This is a genomic window from Methylobacterium sp. C33D (genome assembly GCF_053345825.1).
Window position 1 is genome coordinate 19,369 of record NZ_JBKFAV010000042.1, and the last position, 18,334, is coordinate 37,702.

The window sequence follows — 18,334 nt, forward strand, 5'->3', positions numbered from 1 at the left end:
CCTCATCGAGGAGATTTCCGATGGGCGATAAGCTGATCCGCCAGAATGTCATAGACGAACTCGACTTCGACCCCAGCATCGACGCCGCCCATATCGGCGTCGCCGTGGATAAGGGCATCGTCACGCTAAGCGGCCACGTCGCCAGCTTCGCGGCGCGCGTCGCCGCCGAGAAGGTGGCCCAGAAGGTCCGCGGCGTCCGCGGCGTCGTCGAGGAGATCAAGGTGCGCTTCGGCGGCGAAGCCCCGCCTCGCGACGAGGACCTCGCGCAGCGCGCGGTGCAAATGCTCGATTGGTCCGCGACAGTGCCCAAGGATGCGGTGCAGGTGAAGGTCCAGACCGGCTGGGTGACGCTCTCCGGCAAGGTCGACTGGCAGTACCAGAAGGAGGAAGCCTATCGGGCTATCCGGCGCCTCGCCGGCGTGACCGGCATCGTTAACAATATCGAGGTGGCACCGAAGGCGAGCGCGCCCGACGTACGCGCGAAGATCCTGGCGGCGCTCAAGCGCAACGCCGAACTTGAGGCCGACGCGATCAAGGTGACGGTCAAGGACGCGAAGGTCGTCCTGGAGGGCAAGGTCAACGCCTGGCACGAGCGCCGCCTCGCCGAGACTGCCGCGTGGTCGGCGCCGGGCGTGTGCGCCGTCGAGGACCGCCTCACGCTCGGCTGAAACCAGAGGGATGGGCGAGGCCGCAAGGCCCGCGCGCAGCCCTTCCATGCCTTCCGATCCGGAGACGTTCCATGACCTACGCGAGCATCATGGTTGCCGTGGACCTGTCGGAAGGCGCGCGAAGCCGCGTACGCTTGGCCGCGCACCTCGCCGACGCTTTCCACGCCCGCCTGACCGGCGTCGCGGCGGAGATGCCGGATTATAGTTGGGCTCCGGCCGGCCCGACGCCGGGAGGGTCGTTCGGCATTTCCTCGATTCAGGAGGCGGTCCTGAACGACCTCCGGGTGGCCCACGAGGCCTTCGAGGAAGCCGCCGGCGGACGCAGCCGTGTCGAGTGGCGCTCCAACCTCGAATTCCCGCGGGCGTTCCTGGTCGCCCAGGCGGCGGCCGCCGACCTCGTGGTGGTCGGCCGAGGGACGGACCCCGGGCCCGCGCTGTTAGCGGTCGATCCGGCCGACGCGGTCATGCATCTCGGGTGCCCGGTATTGGTGGTGCCGCCAAGCGTCGACCATCTCGACGCCAAGCGCGTCGTGGTCGCCTGGAAGAACACCCGCGAGGCGCGCCGCGCGGTGCTGGACGCGCTTCCGTTCCTGAAGCGGGCATCCGAGGTCCTCGTCGTCTCCGTCGACGATGCCGCCGGCTCCGAGGGTCAGGACACCCTTCGTCTCCTCCAGGCGCACGGCGTCTCAGCCATCCGCGTCAGACACGATGCCCTGGGTGCCTCGGCCTCCGAGGCACTCGTCGAAGCGGCCACCGAGCACGGGGCCGACCTGATCGTCGCGGGCGCCTACGGCCACGGCCGCCTCCGCGAGTGGGTGTTCGGTGGCGTCACTCGGGACCTACTGTCCTATGCCCCTCTCTGTTGCCTCATGAGCCACTGAAGCGACGCCCGGGAGGACACCATGACCGATCAGCGTCGCCTCATGATCCCGCACGGCGGCTACGTCCTCGTCTGCGACGGCCGCAAGGCCCTGGTGCTCCGCAACGAGGGCGGACCCCTCGCCGCGGATCTTCGTTTGCAGCGGGGCTTCGCGGCGCCACCGAACCCGCCGACCCATGAGCAGGGAACCGACAGGCCTCCGCGGGTCAGGCTCGGGGGCAGCCGCAGCGCCATCGAGCAGACGGACTGGCACGACCTCGCGGAGCGTCGTTTCGCGAGCGAGGTCGCGCAGGTCTTGGACACCGTCGACCCGATCCCGGCCTTGGTCCTCGTGGCCCCTCCGCGGACGCTCGCGGAGCTTCGGGAAGTCTTGTCTGCCCGCCTGCGGAGCGCCATCATCGCTGAAGTCGGCAAGGACCTGACTAAGCATCCCGTCGACGAGATCCAGAGACACCTGCGGCCGGTCTGAGTCAGGCCGGGACTTCGGACCTCGGCCGGGGCGATCACCCCTCCAAGGCACCCGGCGGCCCGACCCTCATCCCGCCCTGGGCCGGGCCGCTCGTACCTTTCGACCACACCCGGCAAATCCAACTTCCTGCCGGCGGTCGTTGCCCGTGCGTCGGGGCCGCATGCCCGTGCCCGGCCCGACGGACAGCCCAGCCTGGAGATCCACATGATCGGCGACGACACCCTTGCCGTCAGGGAAGCGCTCAGGCCAAAGCCGCCCAAGTTGGCGCGGACATCCTGGCAGCGTACCGGCAACTCGCGAGCAGGTTGCCTCGAAAGGGTTGGGACGAACTCGCCGCCTTAGCAGGCTGTTGAAGAACTCCGGCCAGCGGTGAGCACTGAAGGGTATGTCGTCGCCGAAGTGGAAGCTGATTTCGCCCCGAAGCGAGCCGTTCCACGTCACGCGAGTGTCAGGCGGTCCTCGACGGCGCGCACGCCGGGGGCTGACCACGCGGCGCGCTCGGCCGTGTCCCTCAGAGGGCCAGCCACAGGAGCGCCGGCGTCACCGCCGCGCCCGCGACGGCGAGCCCCAGCGCCTGCAGGCTGCCGATGGACCGGTAGCGCGCCGCATCGGCGACGACCCGGCGACCGGCGTCGTTGCCGATGGACCGGTAGCGCGCCGCATCGGCGACGACCCGGCGACCGGCGTCGTTCTTCGGTCTGAGCGAGGCCGGCCCCCGCGCGCGGCCGACCGTCGTGATCAAGGTGGTTCGGAGCACCAGGGCCATCGTTCGCTCCCGTCCTGCTGACGCGAGGCATCCTGCCGACGCGGTCCCGGGCCGCCTTGATCCACCTCAACGCCGTCGATCCCGGCCGCCTGCACGATCCCCGGCATCCGCCACCGGGAGGCCGACATGGACGTGAGGCGCGAGTCGCAGAGCACCCGCGAGGCGCGGCGCGACGGCGACGCGGCGGGCCCCGGGCACGACCTGGCCTTCGTGCCGGGGCCGCTGGGACCCGACAGCCTCGGGCGGATCGACGCCTACTGGCGCGCCGCGAACTATCTGTCGGTCGGCCAGATCTACCTCATGGCCAACCCGCTCCTGCGCGAGCCGCTGAAGCCCGAGCACGTCAAGCCGCGGCTCCTCGGCCACTGGGGCACCACGCCGGGCCTCAACTTCATCTACGCGCACCTGAACCGGGTCATCCGGCAGCGCGACCTCGACCTGATCGCGGTCTGGGGACCGGGCCACGGGGCGCCGGGGCTCGTGGCCAACGCCTACCTGGAGGGCACCTACAGCGAGATCTACCCGAACGTGGCGCGGGACCGCGACGGCATGGAACGCCTGTTCCGGCAGTTCTCGTTTCCCGGCGGCATCCCGAGCCACGCCTCGCCCGAGCTGCCCGGCTCGATCCACGAGGGCGGGGAACTCGGCTACGCGCTGGCGCACGCGTTCGGCGCCGCCCTCGACAATCCCGGCCTGACCGTCGCCTGCGTCGTCGGCGACGGCGAGGCGGAGACGGGGCCGCTCGCCGCCGCGTGGCACGCGAACAAGTTCCTCGATCCGTGCCGTGACGGGACGGTTCTGCCGATCCTGCACCTCAACGGCTACAAGATCGCCAACCCGACGCTCCTCGCCCGCATGCCCGCCGACGAGCTGCGCAGCCTCCTCGTCGGGTACGGCTACGAGCCGACCTTCGTCGCCGGCGACGAGCCGGCCCGAATGCACCAGGCCATGGCCGCGGCCCTCGACGCGGCGTTCGACGCCATCGCGCAGATCCGGACGTGCGCCGGTCTCGGCGAGCCCGGGCGACCGCGCTGGCCCGTCATCGTGCTGCGCAGCCCGAAGGGCTGGACGGGGCCGGCATGGGTGGACGGCAACCCGGTCGAGGGCACCTGGCGGTCGCACCAAGTGCCCGTGGCGGCCGTGCGGGAGAACGCGGAGCACCGCGCGATCCTGGAAGCCTGGATGCGCTCCTACCGGCCGGAGGAGCTGTTCGCCGAGGACGGCTCGCTCGTCCCCCACCTCGCCGCGCTTCCGCCGAAGGGACCGCGCCGCATCTCGGCCAATCCGCACGCCAACGCGCACAAGAGCGCGCCCCTGCGTCTCCCGGACCTGGGCGCCGCCGCGGTCGCCGTGCCGGAGCCGGGCCGCACCCGGGCGGAGGCCACCCGCGCGCTCGGGCGATACCTGCGGGACGTCCTGACCCTGAACGCGGCGGCGCGGAACTTCCGCATCATGGGCCCGGACGAGACCGCTTCGAACCGCCTCGACGCGGTCTTCGAGGTGACGGGCCGCGCCTGGCAGGAGGAGATCCGTCCCGGCGACGACCACCTCCGGCGCGACGGCCGGGTCATGGAGGTGCTGAGCGAGCATCTCTGCGAGGGCTGGCTCGAGGGCTACGTGCTCACCGGACGGCACGGGCTGTTCGCGACCTACGAGGCCTTCGCGCACGTCGTCGATTCGATGGTGAACCAGCACGCCAAGTGGTTGAAGTCCTCGCGCGACCTGCCCTGGCGCCGGCCGGTGCCGTCCCTCAACATTCTGCTCTCGTCCCACGTCTGGCGGCAGGACCACAACGGCTTCAGCCACCAGGACCCGGGCTTCATCGACTTCGTGGCGAACAAGCGGGGGGACACGGCGCGGATCTACCTGCCGCCGGACGCCAACACGCTCCTGTGCGTCACGGACCACTGCCTCCGGACCTACGACCGCATCAACGTGGTGGTGGCCGGCAAGCAGCCCGCCCCGCAGTGGCTCGGTCTGGACGAGGCTGCCCGCCACTGCGCGGCCGGCATCGGCGTCTGGGCGTGGGCCTCGAACGAGGGCGAGGCGGAGCCGGACGTGGTCATGGCCTGCGCGGGCGACGTGCCGACCCAGGAGACCCTCGCCGCCGTGGACTGGCTCCGCCGCCACGTCCCGGACCTCCGGATCCGGGTCGTGAACGTGGTCGACCTGATGACGCTGCCGGCGCCCGAGACGCACCCGCACGGGCTCGACGCCCCGACCTTCGACAGCCTGTTCACCCGGGACCGTCCGGTGGTGTTCGCGTATCACGGCTATCCGTGGCTCATCCACCGGCTGACCTACAAGCGGACGAACCACGGCAACTTCCACGTCCACGGCTTCATCGAGGAGGGCACGACGACGACGCCCTTCGACATGTGCGTGCTGAACCGGCTCGACCGGTTCCACCTCGCGCAGGCCGCGCTGCGCGCCGCGCCGCGGCTGGGCGCCCGGGCCGAGCACGCCGAGGCGGCGCTCCGGGACGCGCTGGCCGCGCACCGCGCCTACGTCTGCCAGACCGGCGACGACCTGCCGGAGGTGCGGGATTGGGTCTGGCCGGAACGGCACGCCCCCGAGGATCACGACCGCCGGACCGAGGGCGACATCATGCAGTGCGGCCCTGTCGAGGCGGGCGAGGCTCGCCGGGCCGGGACGGTGGACGACTGGACGATCGTCCCCTGAAGCCGACGGTGATCCGCGTCCCCGGAGCCGGCACCGCGGATCCGTCCAGCATCCTCCCGGCGTCCTCTCCAGCATCCTCCTCCGGGCCGGCGCGGTCGAGCCGTCCCGGCGGCCGGGCGCGACATCGATCCGATCGTTCGGCGCGGCGATCAGGGCCTCGCGTGTTCCAGGCTCAGATAGGCGGGATCGAACTCGGCGACCCGCCTGAGGCCTGACCAATCCTCGATGGTCATCCATCGGCCGCGCCAGGACACGAGGCCGGCCTCGTGAAGGCGTTTCACCGTCCGGTTCGCGTGAACCGACGTCAGGCCGAGCGCGCTGCCGAGTTCCGTCTGGGTCAGGGGCATCGGAAACCGGAAGGCCTCGGCCAGGCCGGCGGCCGCGGCGCGCGTGAAGAGCTCGCAGATCACGTGCGCCATCCCCTCGTATGCGTGGCGGTGCCCGGCGTTCAGGAGCCAGCGCCGCGCCGTGGCCGCCTCGACGGCGGTCTCGAGCATGACCATGAGGCAGATGCGCGGATGCCGCTCCATGAGCCCCTTCAGCGCGTCGTGCGGGACGAGACCGATGCGGCAGGGGGTCAGCGTGGCGATCCCATGATCCAACCGCCCGCGCAGGAGGCCCTGCAGATCCAGGAATTCACCCGGGAGTTGAAGCGCCAGGATCTGCGGCCTGGCGGCCCTCAGGGGGACGTACCGGCAGGTCCAGCCATCGAGCAGCAGCCTGCACGCGGACGGCGCGTCGTCCGCGCGCAGGATCTCCGTATCCGCCTCCACGTTCACGACCCGTGAGACGGCCGCGACGAGAGCTTCCGTCTCCGCGACGCAGACGCCGGACCGATCCAGCCTGCGCCGGACGGGCAAGGTCCAATCCACCCGCGACGGACGGGTCGCTTCGCGCCCGGCTCTTTCCCCGCTCGATCGCGCGCCTTCCGGAGGCCTCGGCGGGCGCGCCGCCCCCGAAGTCGCCCCCGAAGAGGCCTTCGAGTCGCCGGGCCCGTCGCCGCTGAGCGCTCCTCGGCCCTGGCTCGGATGTGTCTCCTCCTCGCCCACCGCCATGACCCGCCTCCCCGTTGCGCAGGACGGCGGGCAGGTTGGGCGCCCGAAGCGACCGCGCCTTGCGATGGATCAAACAATGTCCGGTTCTCGACCGCGCGCGTCGCTCCCGCCCCGACCCGTCCGGCGGTCCGAACGGCCCGCGCCACCGGGGTGCGCGGCCCTCACCGGTGGCGTGGCACGGTGATCCGCGCCGTCCGGGGCCGGCCGCGCCCGCCAGGGTCGGCGATCCGGGCGTCAGGCTCCGTCCCCCGGCGCCTCGCGGCCGACGTGGGCGACCCGGAACGTGCGGAAGGTCGCGTCACCGGCATCCCGGATCGAGACGTATTCGCCCTCCACGAAGGCGTGGGACCCGAGGCGGTAGCCGGCCTCGTCGTCGGCCTCGGTCCGGTCGTCGTAGTCGATCAGCCACGTCGCGCCGCCCTCGCCGCCGGCCCGGTGAACCAGCCGGCCGTGCCGGTCGCGCTCGTCGGTCCAGAACCGGCGCACGCGGCATCGGTCGCGGCCGTGGTGCCAGAGCCTCGCGTCGAGGCGGCCGTCCGGCCCCAGCGGGGCCACGATCTGGTAGCCCCGCCCCGCGCTGCCGTCCGGATGGTCCGGACACCGCGCCAGCGTCAGGGTCACGCGGTAGAACCCGACCGCGCCGTCGGGACCGTCACCGGGCCGCCTGAATTCCGGGGCGACCGCGCCGGGCCGGTGCGCTTCGACCGACATGGTGTCCCTCCTCAGCTCAAGGCGACGATGCGGTCCTCGACGGCGCGCACGCCCGGCACCGACCAGGCCGCGCGCTCGGCGGCGTCCCGCTCGGCCCAGGCCGTCACGGCGCCTTCGAGGATCACTTTGTCACCCGAGACGGTGACCTTGATCCCGTCCGCCTCGAACAGGGCGCCCCGCCTGAAGGCTTCCAGGATCTTGTCCTTGACCGCCGTCGGCGGAACCTGCGGACGGACCTCGATGCGGTTGGTCACCCCGTGCACGCCGGTCAATTTCCGGACGGCCGCCTCGGCACCCGCCATCTGGTACTGCCAGTCCACCGTGCCGGTCAGCGTCACCCAGCCGCCGGCGACCTTCACCTGGATGGCCTGTTTCGGCAGGTGCACGGACCAGTCGATGATGGCGAGGGCCCGCGCGGCGATCTGGTCGTCGGCGACCTTCTTGTCGTCGGCGTAGCGGACCTCGATCGCCTCGGCGATGGCGCGCACACCCCTGACGCGGCGCACGGCGCGCTCGGCCTCGACCTTCTCGGCGTAGCTTCCGACGTGACCGGTGAGTGCCACGACGCCGTTCGAGACAGCGACACCGATGTCGCCCGCGTCGAGACTGGGGTCGAAGTCGAGCTCGTCGAGCACGGCGCGGCGCAAGTCCTTGTCGGTCATGTCATCCCTCCTCATGGCGACCCTCCTTGGGGCGTCCCGCCCGCGCATGGCGGGGCACGGGACTGCCGCACGGGCCCGTCGCGCGATCCTGCGCGCCCTAGACGGAAGAGCCTTGATCCAGCGCAACGCCGACGCGGTGCTCGGCCCGGGCGAGCGCCGCGCACCGATCCATCTCCGCGCGCAGGCTGCGGGCCGTCGTCGCGATGCCGGCCGACGTCAGATCGGCCAGGAGGCGCTCGATCAGGGCGTTGTCGTCGGCCAGGACTGCGAACTCGGTGAAGGCGCTCTCATACGCCTCCGCCGGCGGGCCGCTCAGGCGCATCTGTTCGCGGGCCCATATGGCGAGGAGTCCGTTGCGGCGATTGCGGACGTGGAACCGCGCCTCCTCCGCGCGGACGAAGCGCAGCTCGGCGGCCCGCTCGCGTTCGTCGAATGTCGTGGTCATGGTCATTCCCGACTGTGCCTCGGCCGGACCGTGTCGGCCGCGTATCGGACACCATCCGGCGGGCCGTGGCGGCTGGCCTTGAGGCAGATCAAGCGCGGGTCCCGGCGCCCCTCACCGGACGGCCGCGACGGTTCCGAGATGCGCGAGGGCCTCCCGCAGCGGCGGGTCGAGCCCCGGGTCGATATCGGCATCGACCACCGGACCCTCCCGCAAGGATCCCGATCCCGGAGCGGCCCGGCCACGCGGCTCACCGTCGGTGCGGGGCCCGGCGCCCCGGCCCGTCGCCACCCAGCGATCGGGCTCGATCCCCGCGCCTTCCAGTCGACGGCCTGCCGGCGTGACGGCCCAGGCCGTCGTGAGCCGCAGCCCGCGTCCGTCGCGGAGCGCGAAGGTCGTCTGGACTGCGCCCTTGCCGTAAGTGCGCGTGCCGATGAGCGTCGCGCGTCGGTGATCCTGCAGGGCAGCGGCGACGATCTCGGCCGCCGACGCGGTGCCGCCGTCGACGAGCACGACCATCGGGACGCCGTCGATCCGGTCACCGCCGGCTCCGGCCGACGCGAAGCGCTCGACAGCATCGGCGCTGCGCCCCAGGAGGCGGACGATCTCGCCCCGTCCCAGGAACGCCCCGGCCACGGCGACGGCCTGTCCGATGAGGCCGCCCGGGTTCCCGCGAAGGTCGAGGACGACCCCGGCGAGCTTGCTGCCGTCGAGACCGGCCTTGAGTGTCGCGATCGCCTCGAGCAAGCCGCCTGACGTCAAGGCATCGAAGTAATCGATGCCCAGGTAGGCGACCGTGCCGAGCAGGCGCAGCCTGACCGGATGCAGCGCGAGCCGGACCCGGACGAGGACGCGTTCGACCGGGGCCGGCGCGCCCGGCCGGACGACCCGCAGATGTACCGCGGAGCCCGGCGCACCGCGCAGCCGGTCGGCCAAGCGGACGGGCCCGATATCCGCGACGGCGACATCCTCGACGCGCTCGATGACGGTTCCGGGCACGAGACCGGCCCGCGCCGCCGGACCGTCCGGCAGCGTGCTCCGAACGCGGCCGCTCGCCTCGACCTCGACGCCGAGACCGCCAGAGCGTCCGGCATCCTGGTCGTCGAGCATCCGGACCTGGGCCGCCGTGAGGTATCGCGCGTGTCGATCCAGCGAGGCGATCATGCCCGTGATGGCGGCGTCGACGAGGTCGCCGTCACCGCGCGCGGCGTCCGCTCGCCTGCGAACCTCACGGAGCGCGACCCCGAAGAGGGCGAGATCCCGGTAGGGGTGGCGCGCGGCCGGAGACGCGCGGACGGCATCACCCGTTCGGTCCGGGCTCGCGAGGGCGGCGATCGCGGCGCCGACGAGTCCGGCGGGAACGGCGATCCACCACGATGCCCGGCGACCCGCGCGCGCCGGGACCGCCGAGGCGGCGCGCGGCGTATCGAGCGTCGTCCGAGATGGCGCTGTCGTCCGCAAGGCCCGGCACCGCTCAGTGCGACATCAGCACCGGCACGCCGCTCTGGCGGAGAGCATCCCGGCTCGCGCCGCCCAGAAGCGCCTCGCGCAAGCGGGAATGGCCATAGGCGCCCATCACCAGGAGATCGGAGCCGGCCTCCGCGACCTCGGCGATCAGGTGGCCCACGACCGTGACAGCGCTGAAGACCGTGCGGTACGCGGCGTCGATCCCATGGCGGGCCAGATGTCGGACAAGTCGGTCACCGCTCTCGCCGACCCCGGCGACGGCCTCGGTCTGGACGGTCACGATGCCGACGCGGCGGGCCCGCGTGAGCAGCGGCAGGGCATCGCCCAGGGCCCGCGCGGCCGCGGCGCTGCCGTCCCAGGCCACTGTGACCGCGTCGAGCCGGGCCGGCTCCGACCAGCCGGTGGGCACCAGGAGGGTCGGTCGTCCGCTGCCGAGCAGGAGGTCGTCGACATAGGCGTCCGCCGGCCTCACATGCCGGAGACCGGGCTGCTCCACCACCACGAGATCGTGCATCCGTGCCCGCGCGAGCAGTTGGGTGCGCAGGGCATCCGGCGCGCCGTGGATCGTTTCCATCAGGGCCGGAACCTCGGCGGCCTCGGCGGCACAGGCCAGGTTCTCGGCGGCTTCCCGGACGGTCCGGAGCGCCTCGTCGCGGGCCGAGACCACGAGATCGTAGCGGACCTCCGCGAGGCCGCGGTCGCCTTCCGGCTGCAAGCAAAGGCAACTGGTGGCCGCATCGAGTTGCCTGGCGAGGGCCACACCGTACGGGCCGGCCGCATCGCCGACCGCATCGGCGACGATGAGCAGATCCTTGATCATGGCGGGCGATCCATGTCGACGGATTGAGGGAGCTGGCGCTGCGCTGAGCCGTCGCTCGACTTCTGGTCCGCCCGCGAGAGCCCGCCTTGATCCAGCGCAAAGTCGCGGCGCCGACGTGTCGCGCCCGGGCTCTATCGCGACCCCGTCCGTCGGCGCTGACGCAGATCGCGGCCCATCGATCCGCGCCCCTGGCCGCGCGCCGCCGGTTTTGCGCTGGATCAAGGGATGCGCCGCGGCGGTGGGGCATCCTGGGGCTTTCAGGAGGCCGCGATGGCAACGTCAGCCGAGGAGCCCGACCCGTTCGACCCGTTCGGCCTCGCCGCCGCGATGAGCGAGTGGTGCTGCATGCTGAAGGCGGCACAGGAGCTTCGGAACATCGATCACGAGATGATGGTGACGCTGATGGAGGCCGGCGGACCGGCCCCAGCCGCGTCGTCCCCTGAAGGCGCCGCGAAGCTGCGCAGCATCGTCGGACTGATGCGAAGCCTCGGCCTGGACCCCGATGCCGTCCGGCAGCGCGACCCCGAAATCGTGCGGCAGCTGGAAGCCGCCTGCCTGGATTGCCGGAACCGCGGCCGCTGCGCGCGCGAGTTGTGGGCCGGGACCGCGGCCGGTACCTACCCGGACTTCTGCCCCAATGCCGCCCGCCTCGACCGGTTGCGCCGTGCCTGAGGCGAGCGCGGGGCCGATCGCTGCGCGGCCCGGCCCGCAGGTCATGGCCACTCCCCTGCACGCGACGGCGCGATCCGCCCACGCCCTGCCGGTCGCGGCGGTCCTCGCGCACTTCCAGACTTCCCTCGAGGCGGGCTTGGCCGACGCGGAGGCCGCGCGACGGCGCGCGCAGAGCGGACCCAACGCGATCGCCGCGAGGGCTCCGGCCAGCGCGCTCGTGCTCTTCCTGCACCAGCTCGCGAGCCCCGTCGTCTACCTCCTCGCGGCGGCCGGCGGGCTCTCCCTCTACTTCGGAGAGTGGCGGGAGGCCGCGGCGGTCATCGCGGTCCTGATCGTCAACACGGCGCTCGGCTTCTTCACAGAGCTCAAGGCGGCCCGGTCCGTCGAGGGCCTGCGGGCGCTGGGGACCCACGCGGCGCGCGTGCGTCGCGGCGGGCATACCCGCGTTCTGCCCGCCGAAGATCTCGTTCCGGGCGACATCGTGCTGCTCGAGGGCGGTGATGCGGTCCCGGCCGACCTACGTCTGGTCGAGGCGTCGAACCTGAGCGCGGACGAGTCCGCGCTCACGGGTGAATCCGTCCCGGTCGACAAATCGACAGCCCCGAACGCCGACCAGACCCGGTTGGCCGAACGCTCGTCGATGCTGTTCCGGGGCACCCTGGTGACCCGCGGCAGTGGCATCGGCGTCGTCGTCGCGACCGCCGCGGGAACCGAGCTCGGCGGCATCGCCCGGCTCGCGGAGCAGGCCGCTCCCGACAGCTCACCTCTGGAGCGCCGGCTGGAGCGCCTGTCCCGCCAGATCGTCTGGGTCGTCCTGGGCATCGTGACCGCGCTCGCCGGCCTCGGACTCGCGACCGGCAAGGATGTCCGGCTCATGATCGCGGCGAGCATCGCTCTGGCGGTCGCGGCCATCCCGGAAGGCCTGCCCATCGTCGCCACGCTGGCGCTCGCGCGCGGCATGTGGCGGATGGCGCGGAGGAACGCGCTGATCGAGCGCCTGTCGGCCGTCGAGACACTCGGCGCCACGACGGTCATCCTGACCGACAAGACCGGCACGCTGACCGAGAACCGGATGACGGTGCGGCAGCTGGCGCTGCCCTCCGGCATCCTGGATGGGCTCGCGGGCGGGTCGGATCGCCCGCGCGAGGTCGAACGGCTGCTGCGCGTCGCGGTCCTGTGCAACGACGCCTCGCTCGGCTCCGAGCCCGGGCTCGGCAGCGGCGATCCGATGGAACAGGCGCTGCTGCGGGCGGGCCGCTCCGTCGGGCTGGATCGGGCGGCCATCCTCCACGATCGACCGCGCGTGCGGACGTACGCCTTCGAGGCGACGACGCGCATGATGGCCACGGTTCACGCGGCCGGGCCGTGCCAGGTGGTGGCGATCAAGGGCGCGCCGGAGGCGGTGCTCGCCGCCTCGTGGCGCACCAGCGATGGCGCGCGCGACCGTCCGCTCGACGCCGCCGCCCGGGAGAGATGGGCGCGCCGGGCGGCCGATCTCGGCGCGCGGGGCCTGCGCATCATCGCCTGTGCCGAGAGGGTGGTCGACGACCCGAGTGTCCCGCCCTTCCAGCAGCTCACATTCCTCGGCCTGATCGGTTTGGAGGACCCCGCCCGCCAGGACGTGCCGGAGGCCGTCGCGGCCTGCCGCGCGGCGGGCATCCGCGCGGTCATGGTCACGGGCGACCATGCCGTGACCGCCCGAAGCGTCGCCCTCGCCGTCGGCCTCGTCGGCCCGGAGGATCGCGTGGCGGAGGGCGTCCCCGGGATCGACCTGCCCGACGGGTTGAGCGATGTCGCCGTCTTCGCCCGCGTGAGCCCGGCCGAGAAGCTGGCGCTTGTCCGAGCGTTCCAGGCGAACGGCGAGATCGTCGCCATGACGGGCGACGGTGTCAACGACGCCCCGGCCTTGAAGCAGGCCGACATCGGCATCGCGATGGGCCGGCGGGGGACCGATGTGGCGCGCGAGGCCGCCGCAATGGTCCTCCTCGACGACGCCTTTCCGACCATCGTCGGAGCGATCCGCGAGGGACGGATCATCTTCGACAATATCCGCCGGTTCGTGGCGTACCTCCTGGCCTGCAACCTGAGCGAGGTGATGGTCGTCGGGCTCGCGGTCGTGTCGACGCTGCCGCTGCCGATCCTGCCGCTGCAGATCCTCTACCTGAACGTCGTGACCGACGTCCTGCCGGCCTTCGCGTTGGCCATGGGGGAAGGGCAGGACGACATTCTCCGGCGTCCCCCGCGCGACCCGGAGGAGCCGATCCTCGGGCGCGCGCAGTGGCTGCGGATCACCCTGGACGCGACCATGATGACTGCGGCGACCTTCGGGAGTCTGGCTATCGCCGAGCTCTGGCTGGCGCTCGACCGCGCGTCGGTCGTGACGGTCGCGTTCCTGACGCTCGCCTTCGCGCAACTCTGGCAGATCTTCAACATGCGGGCGCCCGGAACGAGCCCCGTCCGAAACGAGGTCACGCGCAATCCCTGGGTCTGGGCAGCCCTGCTCATCTGCGCGGCGCTGCTCGTCGGGCCGGCCCACCTTCCACCCGTCGGCGCCGTGCTCGGCCTCGTCCCCCTCGATCGGAACAGCTGGATGCTCGTCCTCTCGGCGAGCCTCGCACCTCTTCTCGTCGTCCAGTTCGGAACTGTGCTCGCGGAAGCCGTCCGGCGGACGCGGCGGGACGCGCGTTCCTGTCTGAGGTCCGTGGGTTCAGTGCACGGATGATGCGCGCGTCCCTGCGGGCCTCTCCTCTGAAGCAGGACGGCGATGGATCCGACGGCGGTGGATTGGGATGAACGGGTCGAGCGGCTGACCGGCCGTCTCCCCGCGCGCATCCGCGATGCGATCGCGTGGCTGAGGAAGCCTTCACGACGTCCGGTGCGCTTGGCCGCGGCGCTCGCCCTGATGGCGGGCGGCCTGCTGTCGTTCCTGCCGGTCCTCGGCCTCTGGATGCTGCCCCTCGGTCTCGCCCTCCTCAGCGAGGACGTCCCGGCGATGAAGCCGCGCCTCGAAGCCGCGGCGCGGGCGCTCGAGCGCTCGCTGTCCCGCCTCAGGAAGCCGTGATCGGTCCGGGCGCGGTCCCAGGCGCGCACCCGACGGTGTGACGTTGCGCTGGATCAAGGCGGTCGGGCCGAGTCCGGCGACACTCGGGTGAACGGAACTCTGGAAATGCCATGTCCGTCCCGTCGCCCCTCGCCGCCTTCCGCGATATCCTGGTCGCCGTCACCGAGGAGGGCCGCGGCGACGAGCCCGAGGCAGGCCTCGCCTACGGCCTCACGCTCGCCGCGACGGCGGGCGCTCATCTGACCGTGCAGTCCGCCGCCCGCCGTCTGACCATGGCCGGCGGGGTGGGACTCGGCTTCGTCCGGAGCCTGGTCGCGGACGGGAACTGGCGCTCGCGCGTCCGCGCGCGGGCCCTTGCCGAACGCGTCGCCCGCGACGCCGCCGCGGCGGGCGTGATCTGCACGACCGAGGTTCCCGCGCTCGCCTACCCGGATCTCATCGCGCGGATCACGGCCCGGTCCCGGCTCGCCGACCTGACCGTCCTGGACGCGGAGACGCGGGAGATCGATCTCGACCGCGCCCTGATCGACGGGGTCCTGTTCGAGAGCGGTCGTCCGCTCATCGTGGTCCCGGCCGCGCGCTCGGCGTTCGGCACCGGTCGCATCGTCGTCGCCTGGGACGGCAGCGCCCAGGCCGCGCGGGCCGCGAACGACGCGCTGCCGTTCCTGCGCGCAGCCGAGGCGGTCGAGATCGTGTCCGTCGTCGGCGAGACGGACTTGCCGACCTCGGCGGCCGGCGCCGACTTCGCCCCGCACCTCGCGCGCCACGGCGTCGCCGTGTCGGTGAGCGTCCTTCCGGTCGTCGGCGACGTCGCGGAGACGCTCAGGACCCGGGTCGGCCTGTTCCGTGCGGACATGCTGGTCATGGGCGCCTATCGGCACTCGCGTTTGCACGAGTGGTGCCTCGGCGGCGTGACCCGTTCGCTCCTGGCTCGAAGCAGCGTCCCGCTCTTTCTCGCCCATTGACCGGCGAGGCGGGACGCGGCTGTCGCGGCCCGGCGCGGCGGGAGACTGGCGCAACTTCGCGGAGCGGCGCGTGTACCGGCCGGCGTCTCTGGCGACGTCTGTCTCAATCCTCGACGAGACGGCGGAGCCGGGTCCGATGCAGGCTGACCTGTCGGCCGCCATCGCGCCGCAAAGCCCCGTCTTCCTCCAGCTGCGAGAGCGTGCGCGATATGGTCTCGATGGTCAGCCCGAGGTAGTCGGCGATGTCGCGGCGGGTCATCGGCAGCATGAAGGTGCCGGCGGAGCCGAGGCGGTCATCGACCTCCAGCAGGAAGGCGGCGACCCGCTCTTGGGCCGAGCGCCGTCCGAGCAGGAGCGTCAGGTCCTGAGCGTGTCGCAGGTCGCTCGTGGCCATGTTCCAGAGCTGGCAGGCGACCTCGGCCCGGTCGGTCGCGGCGCGCTCGACCTGCCGCCGCTTGAAGATCAGCACCCTGGTTCCGGTGAGAGCCTCGGCGGTGTGGCGATTGGTTTCGCCCTGCCCGAGCCCGAACAGGTCGCCGGGGAGATGGAAGCCCGTGATCTGGCGGCGTCCGTCGCTCAGGACCTTGTGGGTGCGCACCGCGCCGCCGAGGACCTTGTAGACGAACTCGGCCGCCTCGCCCTCTCCGTAGATCTCCTCCTCGCGGGCGTAGGAGTACGGAGTCCCGACGATGTCGGGACAGCCCGCGAAGAGGGTGCTCCCGTCGATGTCCGGGACGAGAGCGGAATGGGCTGCCGGCACCTGCGGTGCCGTCCGTGCCGTGAACTCGGTGCTCATCGCTGCGCTCCTCACCTGGTTCGGTGGAGAGGAGATTGGCAGCGGGCGGAAGACCGAGACATTCCGGTCGGAGCCTTAAGGGAAAGTCCTTAAGGGCAACTGTGGAGCCGCGCGCCGCGGTCAGAGGCCCGCCGCCGCGACGAGCGCCCAGGCCGGGATCGGATCGGACGACCCGAGCGGGCCGCTCCGCCCGGCGAGCAGCCATCCGATTGCGGCGGCCAGACCGTACGCCAGAGCGGCGCGCACGAGCACGACGGCGTCGGCGTGGCGGCGCAGGCATGGATGCCCGCCCGGCCGCCTGCGAACGTCGCGGCGGCGACCAGGGCGATGGGATCGAGGGGCATGGCGGCCTCGGCAGGCGGCCTCGGGGAAGCGGCCCCGGGAAGCGTTGCCGTGACGTTTCAGCCCGGCGCGGTCGATCCCGGGCTGGTACGCCATCGCATCCGCGCGCGCGGCCTTGATCCGGACGCCGTGGCGCACCTCCTGGAGGCGGAATCCGGCCTGCTGGGCGGGCGTCGCCCTCGACGAGGGCCGCAACGCCGCCGGCCGTGCGCCGACCAGCCGGGCGGGATCCGCGATCGCCGCCCGCGTCGTTCCGGCCGACGAGGAAGCACTGGTCGTCCGGGCAGTCAGTCGGCCGGTGCCCGGCGGATCGGCTCCGGCCTGACCGCCGGCGCCGCCATTCCGGTCGCTCCGCGGCGCTCGCAGAGGGACAGGATATCCGCGCGCAGGGCCTGCAGCGGTCGGTCGGCCGCGAGGCGATGCCACGCGAGGGGACCGCTACCCCGCGCGACTTGAGCGGCCAGGACGGCGGCGGTGGCGTCGGAGGGGTCGCCCGCGCGCGCGGCGATGCGGCGCGCGAGCTCGGCGGGGGGCGCCTCCAGCCAGACACCGCAGAACGGCGCGCCGCAAGCGCCCGCCACCGCCTCGATCGCCACCCGCTCCGCCGGGCGGTCGAACACTGCGTCCGCGACCGCCGCGTGACCCGCAACCACGACGCGCCCGGCTTCCTGCCGCAGGATCGCGTAGACGCGTTCGGACGCGGCGCGCCCGTAGGCGGTGTCCGGCAGGCGCGTGAGGGCGCCGACCCCGTGCAGGTGCTTGCGGATCCGGTCGCTCGACAGGATGCGCGCGCCCGGCGCCGGCCCGATCCAGGGTGCCGCCGCCGCGGCGGCGCTCGACTTGCCCGAGCCGCTGAAGCCGCCCACCGCCAGCAGGGACGCGGGGGCGTCCGCGAGCAGGTCCCGCGCGAGGTCGAGATAGGCCCGCGCCTCCGCCAGCGCGCTGCCCGCGTCGTCGGCGCCCGCCGCCCGGGACGCCGTGACGTGGGCGCGGATCACGGCGCGCGTGGCCATCAGGAACGGCAGCAGGCCGATCCCGTCGGTCTCGTCGGCCGCGTCGAGGTAGCGGTTCGACAGGAGGTTCGCCAGGTCGGGGCGGTCGCGGTGCCAGAGATCCATCAGCACGAAGGCGAGGTCGTACAGCACGTCGATCGTCGCGATAGTCTCGCTGAACTCGATCCCGTCGAACGGCGTCGGCCGGCCCTCGAACAGGCAGATGTTGCGCAGCGTCAGATCGCCGTGGCAGCGGCGGACCTTTCCGGCGGCGCGGCGGGCGTCGAGCAGCGGGGCGTGCCGCGCCAGGACGGCCCGGAACCGCGCCGCGAGGGCCTCCGCGGTGTCGGCCGGCACGAGGCCGCTCGCCCGGAGCGCGGCGTCGTTCATGTCCACGAGCGCCGCCATGGCAGCGGCCCCGCCCCGCGCGCGGTGGATCTCCGCCCCGGTATGGAAGGCCGCCAGCACCCGCGCGAGTTCGGCGATGTGCTCCGGCCCGAGGCGCCCGTCCCGGGCCATCGTGTCGAACAGGTCGGCGTCCGGGAAGCGGCGCATCTCCACGACGGCGTCCACGAGGTCGCCGGCGCCGTCGAAGGCCAGGCTGCCGTCCGGCTCGCGGGTGATCCGACGGGCCTCGCGATAGAGCGCCGGCGCGGTCCTGCGGTTGACCGCGACCTCGGCCGCGCAGGCGGCGAGGCGGCGCTCGGGGGTCGAGAAATCGAGATACGGGAAGCGCACGGCGCGCTTCAGCTTGAGCACGCGGTCGCCCGCCAGGAAGAGTCGGGAGATGTGGGTCGCCACGGTCTCCACCGCGCCCCTGTCGGCCAGCGACCGCCGCAGGAACGTCTCGACCGCGCTCTGATCCTCGAACGGCATCGCGGCGA

At 72.7% G+C, this 18,334-nt stretch carries 18 protein-coding genes and 1 pseudogene; 8 read left to right on the plus strand and 11 right to left on the minus strand.

Annotation, left to right across the window (positions count from 1 at the left end):
* The first annotated feature begins 20 nt into the window (after nucleotides 1-20).
* From ACLBXO_RS26045 to ACLBXO_RS26055, 3 genes are all read left to right on the plus strand, one after another.
* On the plus strand, nucleotides 21-668 hold the full coding sequence (locus ACLBXO_RS26045) for a BON domain-containing protein (RefSeq protein WP_447687200.1): 648 nt from the start codon (nucleotides 21-23) through the stop codon (nucleotides 666-668).
* Between the two features lie 71 nt (nucleotides 669-739).
* The gene (locus ACLBXO_RS26050; protein WP_447687201.1) at nucleotides 740-1,549 is read left to right on the plus strand and encodes a universal stress protein; all 810 of its coding nucleotides are present in this window, start codon (nucleotides 740-742) and stop codon (nucleotides 1,547-1,549) included.
* A 21-nt stretch (nucleotides 1,550-1,570) separates the two neighbouring features.
* A complete protein-coding gene (locus tag ACLBXO_RS26055; protein ID WP_331315839.1) occupies nucleotides 1,571-2,017 on the plus strand; it encodes a host attachment protein in 447 nt (148 codons plus the stop codon).
* 437 nt (nucleotides 2,018-2,454) lie between these two features.
* Here the strand turns inward: ACLBXO_RS26055 and ACLBXO_RS26060 are convergent.
* Together ACLBXO_RS26060 and ACLBXO_RS26065 are read right to left on the minus strand one after the other, a co-directional pair.
* A pseudogene (locus tag ACLBXO_RS26060) lies at nucleotides 2,455-2,529 on the minus strand (BON domain-containing protein); the annotation flags it as partial.
* The gene (locus ACLBXO_RS26065; RefSeq protein WP_447687202.1) at nucleotides 2,529-2,783 is read right to left on the minus strand and encodes a hypothetical protein; all 255 of its coding nucleotides are present in this window, start codon (nucleotides 2,781-2,783) and stop codon (nucleotides 2,529-2,531) included. The pseudogene ACLBXO_RS26060 and the gene ACLBXO_RS26065, both read right to left, overlap by 1 nt.
* 126 nt (nucleotides 2,784-2,909) lie before the next feature.
* Between ACLBXO_RS26065 and ACLBXO_RS26070 the strand changes: the two genes are divergently transcribed.
* Nucleotides 2,910-5,465, plus strand: coding sequence for a phosphoketolase family protein (locus ACLBXO_RS26070; protein ID WP_331315841.1), 2,556 nt, complete (start codon nucleotides 2,910-2,912; stop codon nucleotides 5,463-5,465).
* 149 nt (nucleotides 5,466-5,614) lie between these two features.
* On the opposite strand, the gene ACLBXO_RS26075 is transcribed toward ACLBXO_RS26070, so the two are convergent.
* The 6 genes from ACLBXO_RS26075 to ACLBXO_RS26100 form a co-directional block, all read right to left on the minus strand.
* The gene (locus ACLBXO_RS26075; RefSeq protein ID WP_447687203.1) at nucleotides 5,615-6,325 is read right to left on the minus strand and encodes a Crp/Fnr family transcriptional regulator; all 711 of its coding nucleotides are present in this window, start codon (nucleotides 6,323-6,325) and stop codon (nucleotides 5,615-5,617) included.
* A 429-nt stretch (nucleotides 6,326-6,754) separates the two neighbouring features.
* Nucleotides 6,755-7,231 carry a hypothetical protein gene (locus ACLBXO_RS26080; protein ID WP_447687204.1) on the minus strand — a complete coding sequence of 159 codons (477 nt, stop codon included), beginning with the start codon at nucleotides 7,229-7,231 and terminating at the stop codon, nucleotides 6,755-6,757.
* A gap of 11 nt (nucleotides 7,232-7,242) precedes the next feature.
* Nucleotides 7,243-7,893: a BON domain-containing protein gene (locus ACLBXO_RS26085; RefSeq protein ID WP_331315846.1), complete on the minus strand. Its 651-nt coding sequence runs from the start codon at nucleotides 7,891-7,893 to the stop codon at nucleotides 7,243-7,245.
* Between the two features lie 97 nt (nucleotides 7,894-7,990).
* Nucleotides 7,991-8,344 carry a DUF1476 domain-containing protein gene (locus ACLBXO_RS26090; protein ID WP_419539360.1) on the minus strand — a complete coding sequence of 118 codons (354 nt, stop codon included), beginning with the start codon at nucleotides 8,342-8,344 and terminating at the stop codon, nucleotides 7,991-7,993.
* Between the two features lie 105 nt (nucleotides 8,345-8,449).
* The gene (locus ACLBXO_RS26095; protein WP_447687205.1) at nucleotides 8,450-9,796 is read right to left on the minus strand and encodes a S41 family peptidase; all 1,347 of its coding nucleotides are present in this window, start codon (nucleotides 9,794-9,796) and stop codon (nucleotides 8,450-8,452) included.
* Nucleotides 9,797-9,809: 13 nt separating this feature from the next.
* Complete coding sequence (locus ACLBXO_RS26100) at nucleotides 9,810-10,622, minus strand: universal stress protein (protein WP_447687206.1); 813 nt, start codon at nucleotides 10,620-10,622, stop codon at nucleotides 9,810-9,812.
* A 270-nt stretch (nucleotides 10,623-10,892) separates the two neighbouring features.
* Between ACLBXO_RS26100 and ACLBXO_RS26105 the strand changes: the two genes are divergently transcribed.
* From ACLBXO_RS26105 to ACLBXO_RS26120, 4 genes are all read left to right on the plus strand, one after another.
* Entirely contained in the window at nucleotides 10,893-11,294 is a 402-nt protein-coding gene (locus ACLBXO_RS26105; RefSeq protein ID WP_447687207.1) for a DUF6455 family protein, read from the plus strand.
* Nucleotides 11,295-11,337: 43 nt separating this feature from the next.
* Nucleotides 11,338-14,016, plus strand: coding sequence for a cation-translocating P-type ATPase (locus ACLBXO_RS26110; protein WP_447687208.1), 2,679 nt, complete (start codon nucleotides 11,338-11,340; stop codon nucleotides 14,014-14,016).
* Nucleotides 14,017-14,058: 42 nt separating this feature from the next.
* Complete coding sequence (locus ACLBXO_RS26115) at nucleotides 14,059-14,355, plus strand: hypothetical protein (RefSeq protein WP_331315854.1); 297 nt, start codon at nucleotides 14,059-14,061, stop codon at nucleotides 14,353-14,355.
* Nucleotides 14,356-14,465: 110 nt separating this feature from the next.
* A complete protein-coding gene (locus ACLBXO_RS26120) occupies nucleotides 14,466-15,320 on the plus strand; it encodes a universal stress protein (protein ID WP_447687209.1) in 855 nt (284 codons plus the stop codon).
* A 103-nt stretch (nucleotides 15,321-15,423) separates the two neighbouring features.
* On the opposite strand, the gene ACLBXO_RS26125 is transcribed toward ACLBXO_RS26120, so the two are convergent.
* From ACLBXO_RS26125 to ACLBXO_RS26135, 3 genes are all read right to left on the minus strand, one after another.
* Nucleotides 15,424-16,116, minus strand: a complete 693-nt coding sequence (locus tag ACLBXO_RS26125; protein WP_447687210.1) for a helix-turn-helix domain-containing protein — start codon at nucleotides 16,114-16,116, stop codon at nucleotides 15,424-15,426.
* A gap of 120 nt (nucleotides 16,117-16,236) precedes the next feature.
* Nucleotides 16,237-16,596, minus strand: a complete 360-nt coding sequence (locus ACLBXO_RS26130; RefSeq protein ID WP_447687211.1) for a hypothetical protein — start codon at nucleotides 16,594-16,596, stop codon at nucleotides 16,237-16,239.
* Nucleotides 16,597-16,745: 149 nt separating this feature from the next.
* Nucleotides 16,746-18,326, minus strand: a complete 1,581-nt coding sequence (locus ACLBXO_RS26135; RefSeq protein WP_447687212.1) for a bifunctional aminoglycoside phosphotransferase/ATP-binding protein — start codon at nucleotides 18,324-18,326, stop codon at nucleotides 16,746-16,748.
* Nucleotides 18,327-18,334: the final 8 nt, after the last annotated feature.

What these genes read in the sequence shown, in the direction of transcription:
- ACLBXO_RS26045 (WP_447687200.1), top strand. Translation starts at nt 21, where the DNA reads ATGGGCGATAAGCTGATCCGCCAGAATGTCATAGACGAACTCGACTTC.
- ACLBXO_RS26050 (WP_447687201.1), top strand. Translation starts at nt 740, where the DNA reads ATGACCTACGCGAGCATCATGGTTGCCGTGGACCTGTCGGAAGGCGCG.
- ACLBXO_RS26055 (WP_331315839.1), top strand. Translation starts at nt 1,571, where the DNA reads ATGACCGATCAGCGTCGCCTCATGATCCCGCACGGCGGCTACGTCCTC.
- ACLBXO_RS26065 (WP_447687202.1), bottom strand. Translation starts at nt 2,783, where the DNA reads ATGGCCCTGGTGCTCCGAACCACCTTGATCACGACGGTCGGCCGCGCG.
- ACLBXO_RS26070 (WP_331315841.1), top strand. Translation starts at nt 2,910, where the DNA reads ATGGACGTGAGGCGCGAGTCGCAGAGCACCCGCGAGGCGCGGCGCGAC.
- ACLBXO_RS26080 (WP_447687204.1), bottom strand. Translation starts at nt 7,231, where the DNA reads ATGTCGGTCGAAGCGCACCGGCCCGGCGCGGTCGCCCCGGAATTCAGG.
- ACLBXO_RS26085 (WP_331315846.1), bottom strand. Translation starts at nt 7,893, where the DNA reads ATGACCGACAAGGACTTGCGCCGCGCCGTGCTCGACGAGCTCGACTTC.
- ACLBXO_RS26090 (WP_419539360.1), bottom strand. Translation starts at nt 8,344, where the DNA reads ATGACCATGACCACGACATTCGACGAACGCGAGCGGGCCGCCGAGCTG.
- ACLBXO_RS26100 (WP_447687206.1), bottom strand. Translation starts at nt 10,622, where the DNA reads ATGATCAAGGATCTGCTCATCGTCGCCGATGCGGTCGGCGATGCGGCC.
- ACLBXO_RS26105 (WP_447687207.1), top strand. Translation starts at nt 10,893, where the DNA reads ATGGCAACGTCAGCCGAGGAGCCCGACCCGTTCGACCCGTTCGGCCTC.
- ACLBXO_RS26110 (WP_447687208.1), top strand. Translation starts at nt 11,338, where the DNA reads ATGGCCACTCCCCTGCACGCGACGGCGCGATCCGCCCACGCCCTGCCG.
- ACLBXO_RS26115 (WP_331315854.1), top strand. Translation starts at nt 14,059, where the DNA reads ATGGATCCGACGGCGGTGGATTGGGATGAACGGGTCGAGCGGCTGACC.
- ACLBXO_RS26120 (WP_447687209.1), top strand. Translation starts at nt 14,466, where the DNA reads ATGTCCGTCCCGTCGCCCCTCGCCGCCTTCCGCGATATCCTGGTCGCC.
- ACLBXO_RS26125 (WP_447687210.1), bottom strand. Translation starts at nt 16,116, where the DNA reads ATGAGCACCGAGTTCACGGCACGGACGGCACCGCAGGTGCCGGCAGCC.
- ACLBXO_RS26135 (WP_447687212.1), bottom strand. Translation starts at nt 18,326, where the DNA reads ATGCCGTTCGAGGATCAGAGCGCGGTCGAGACGTTCCTGCGGCGGTCG.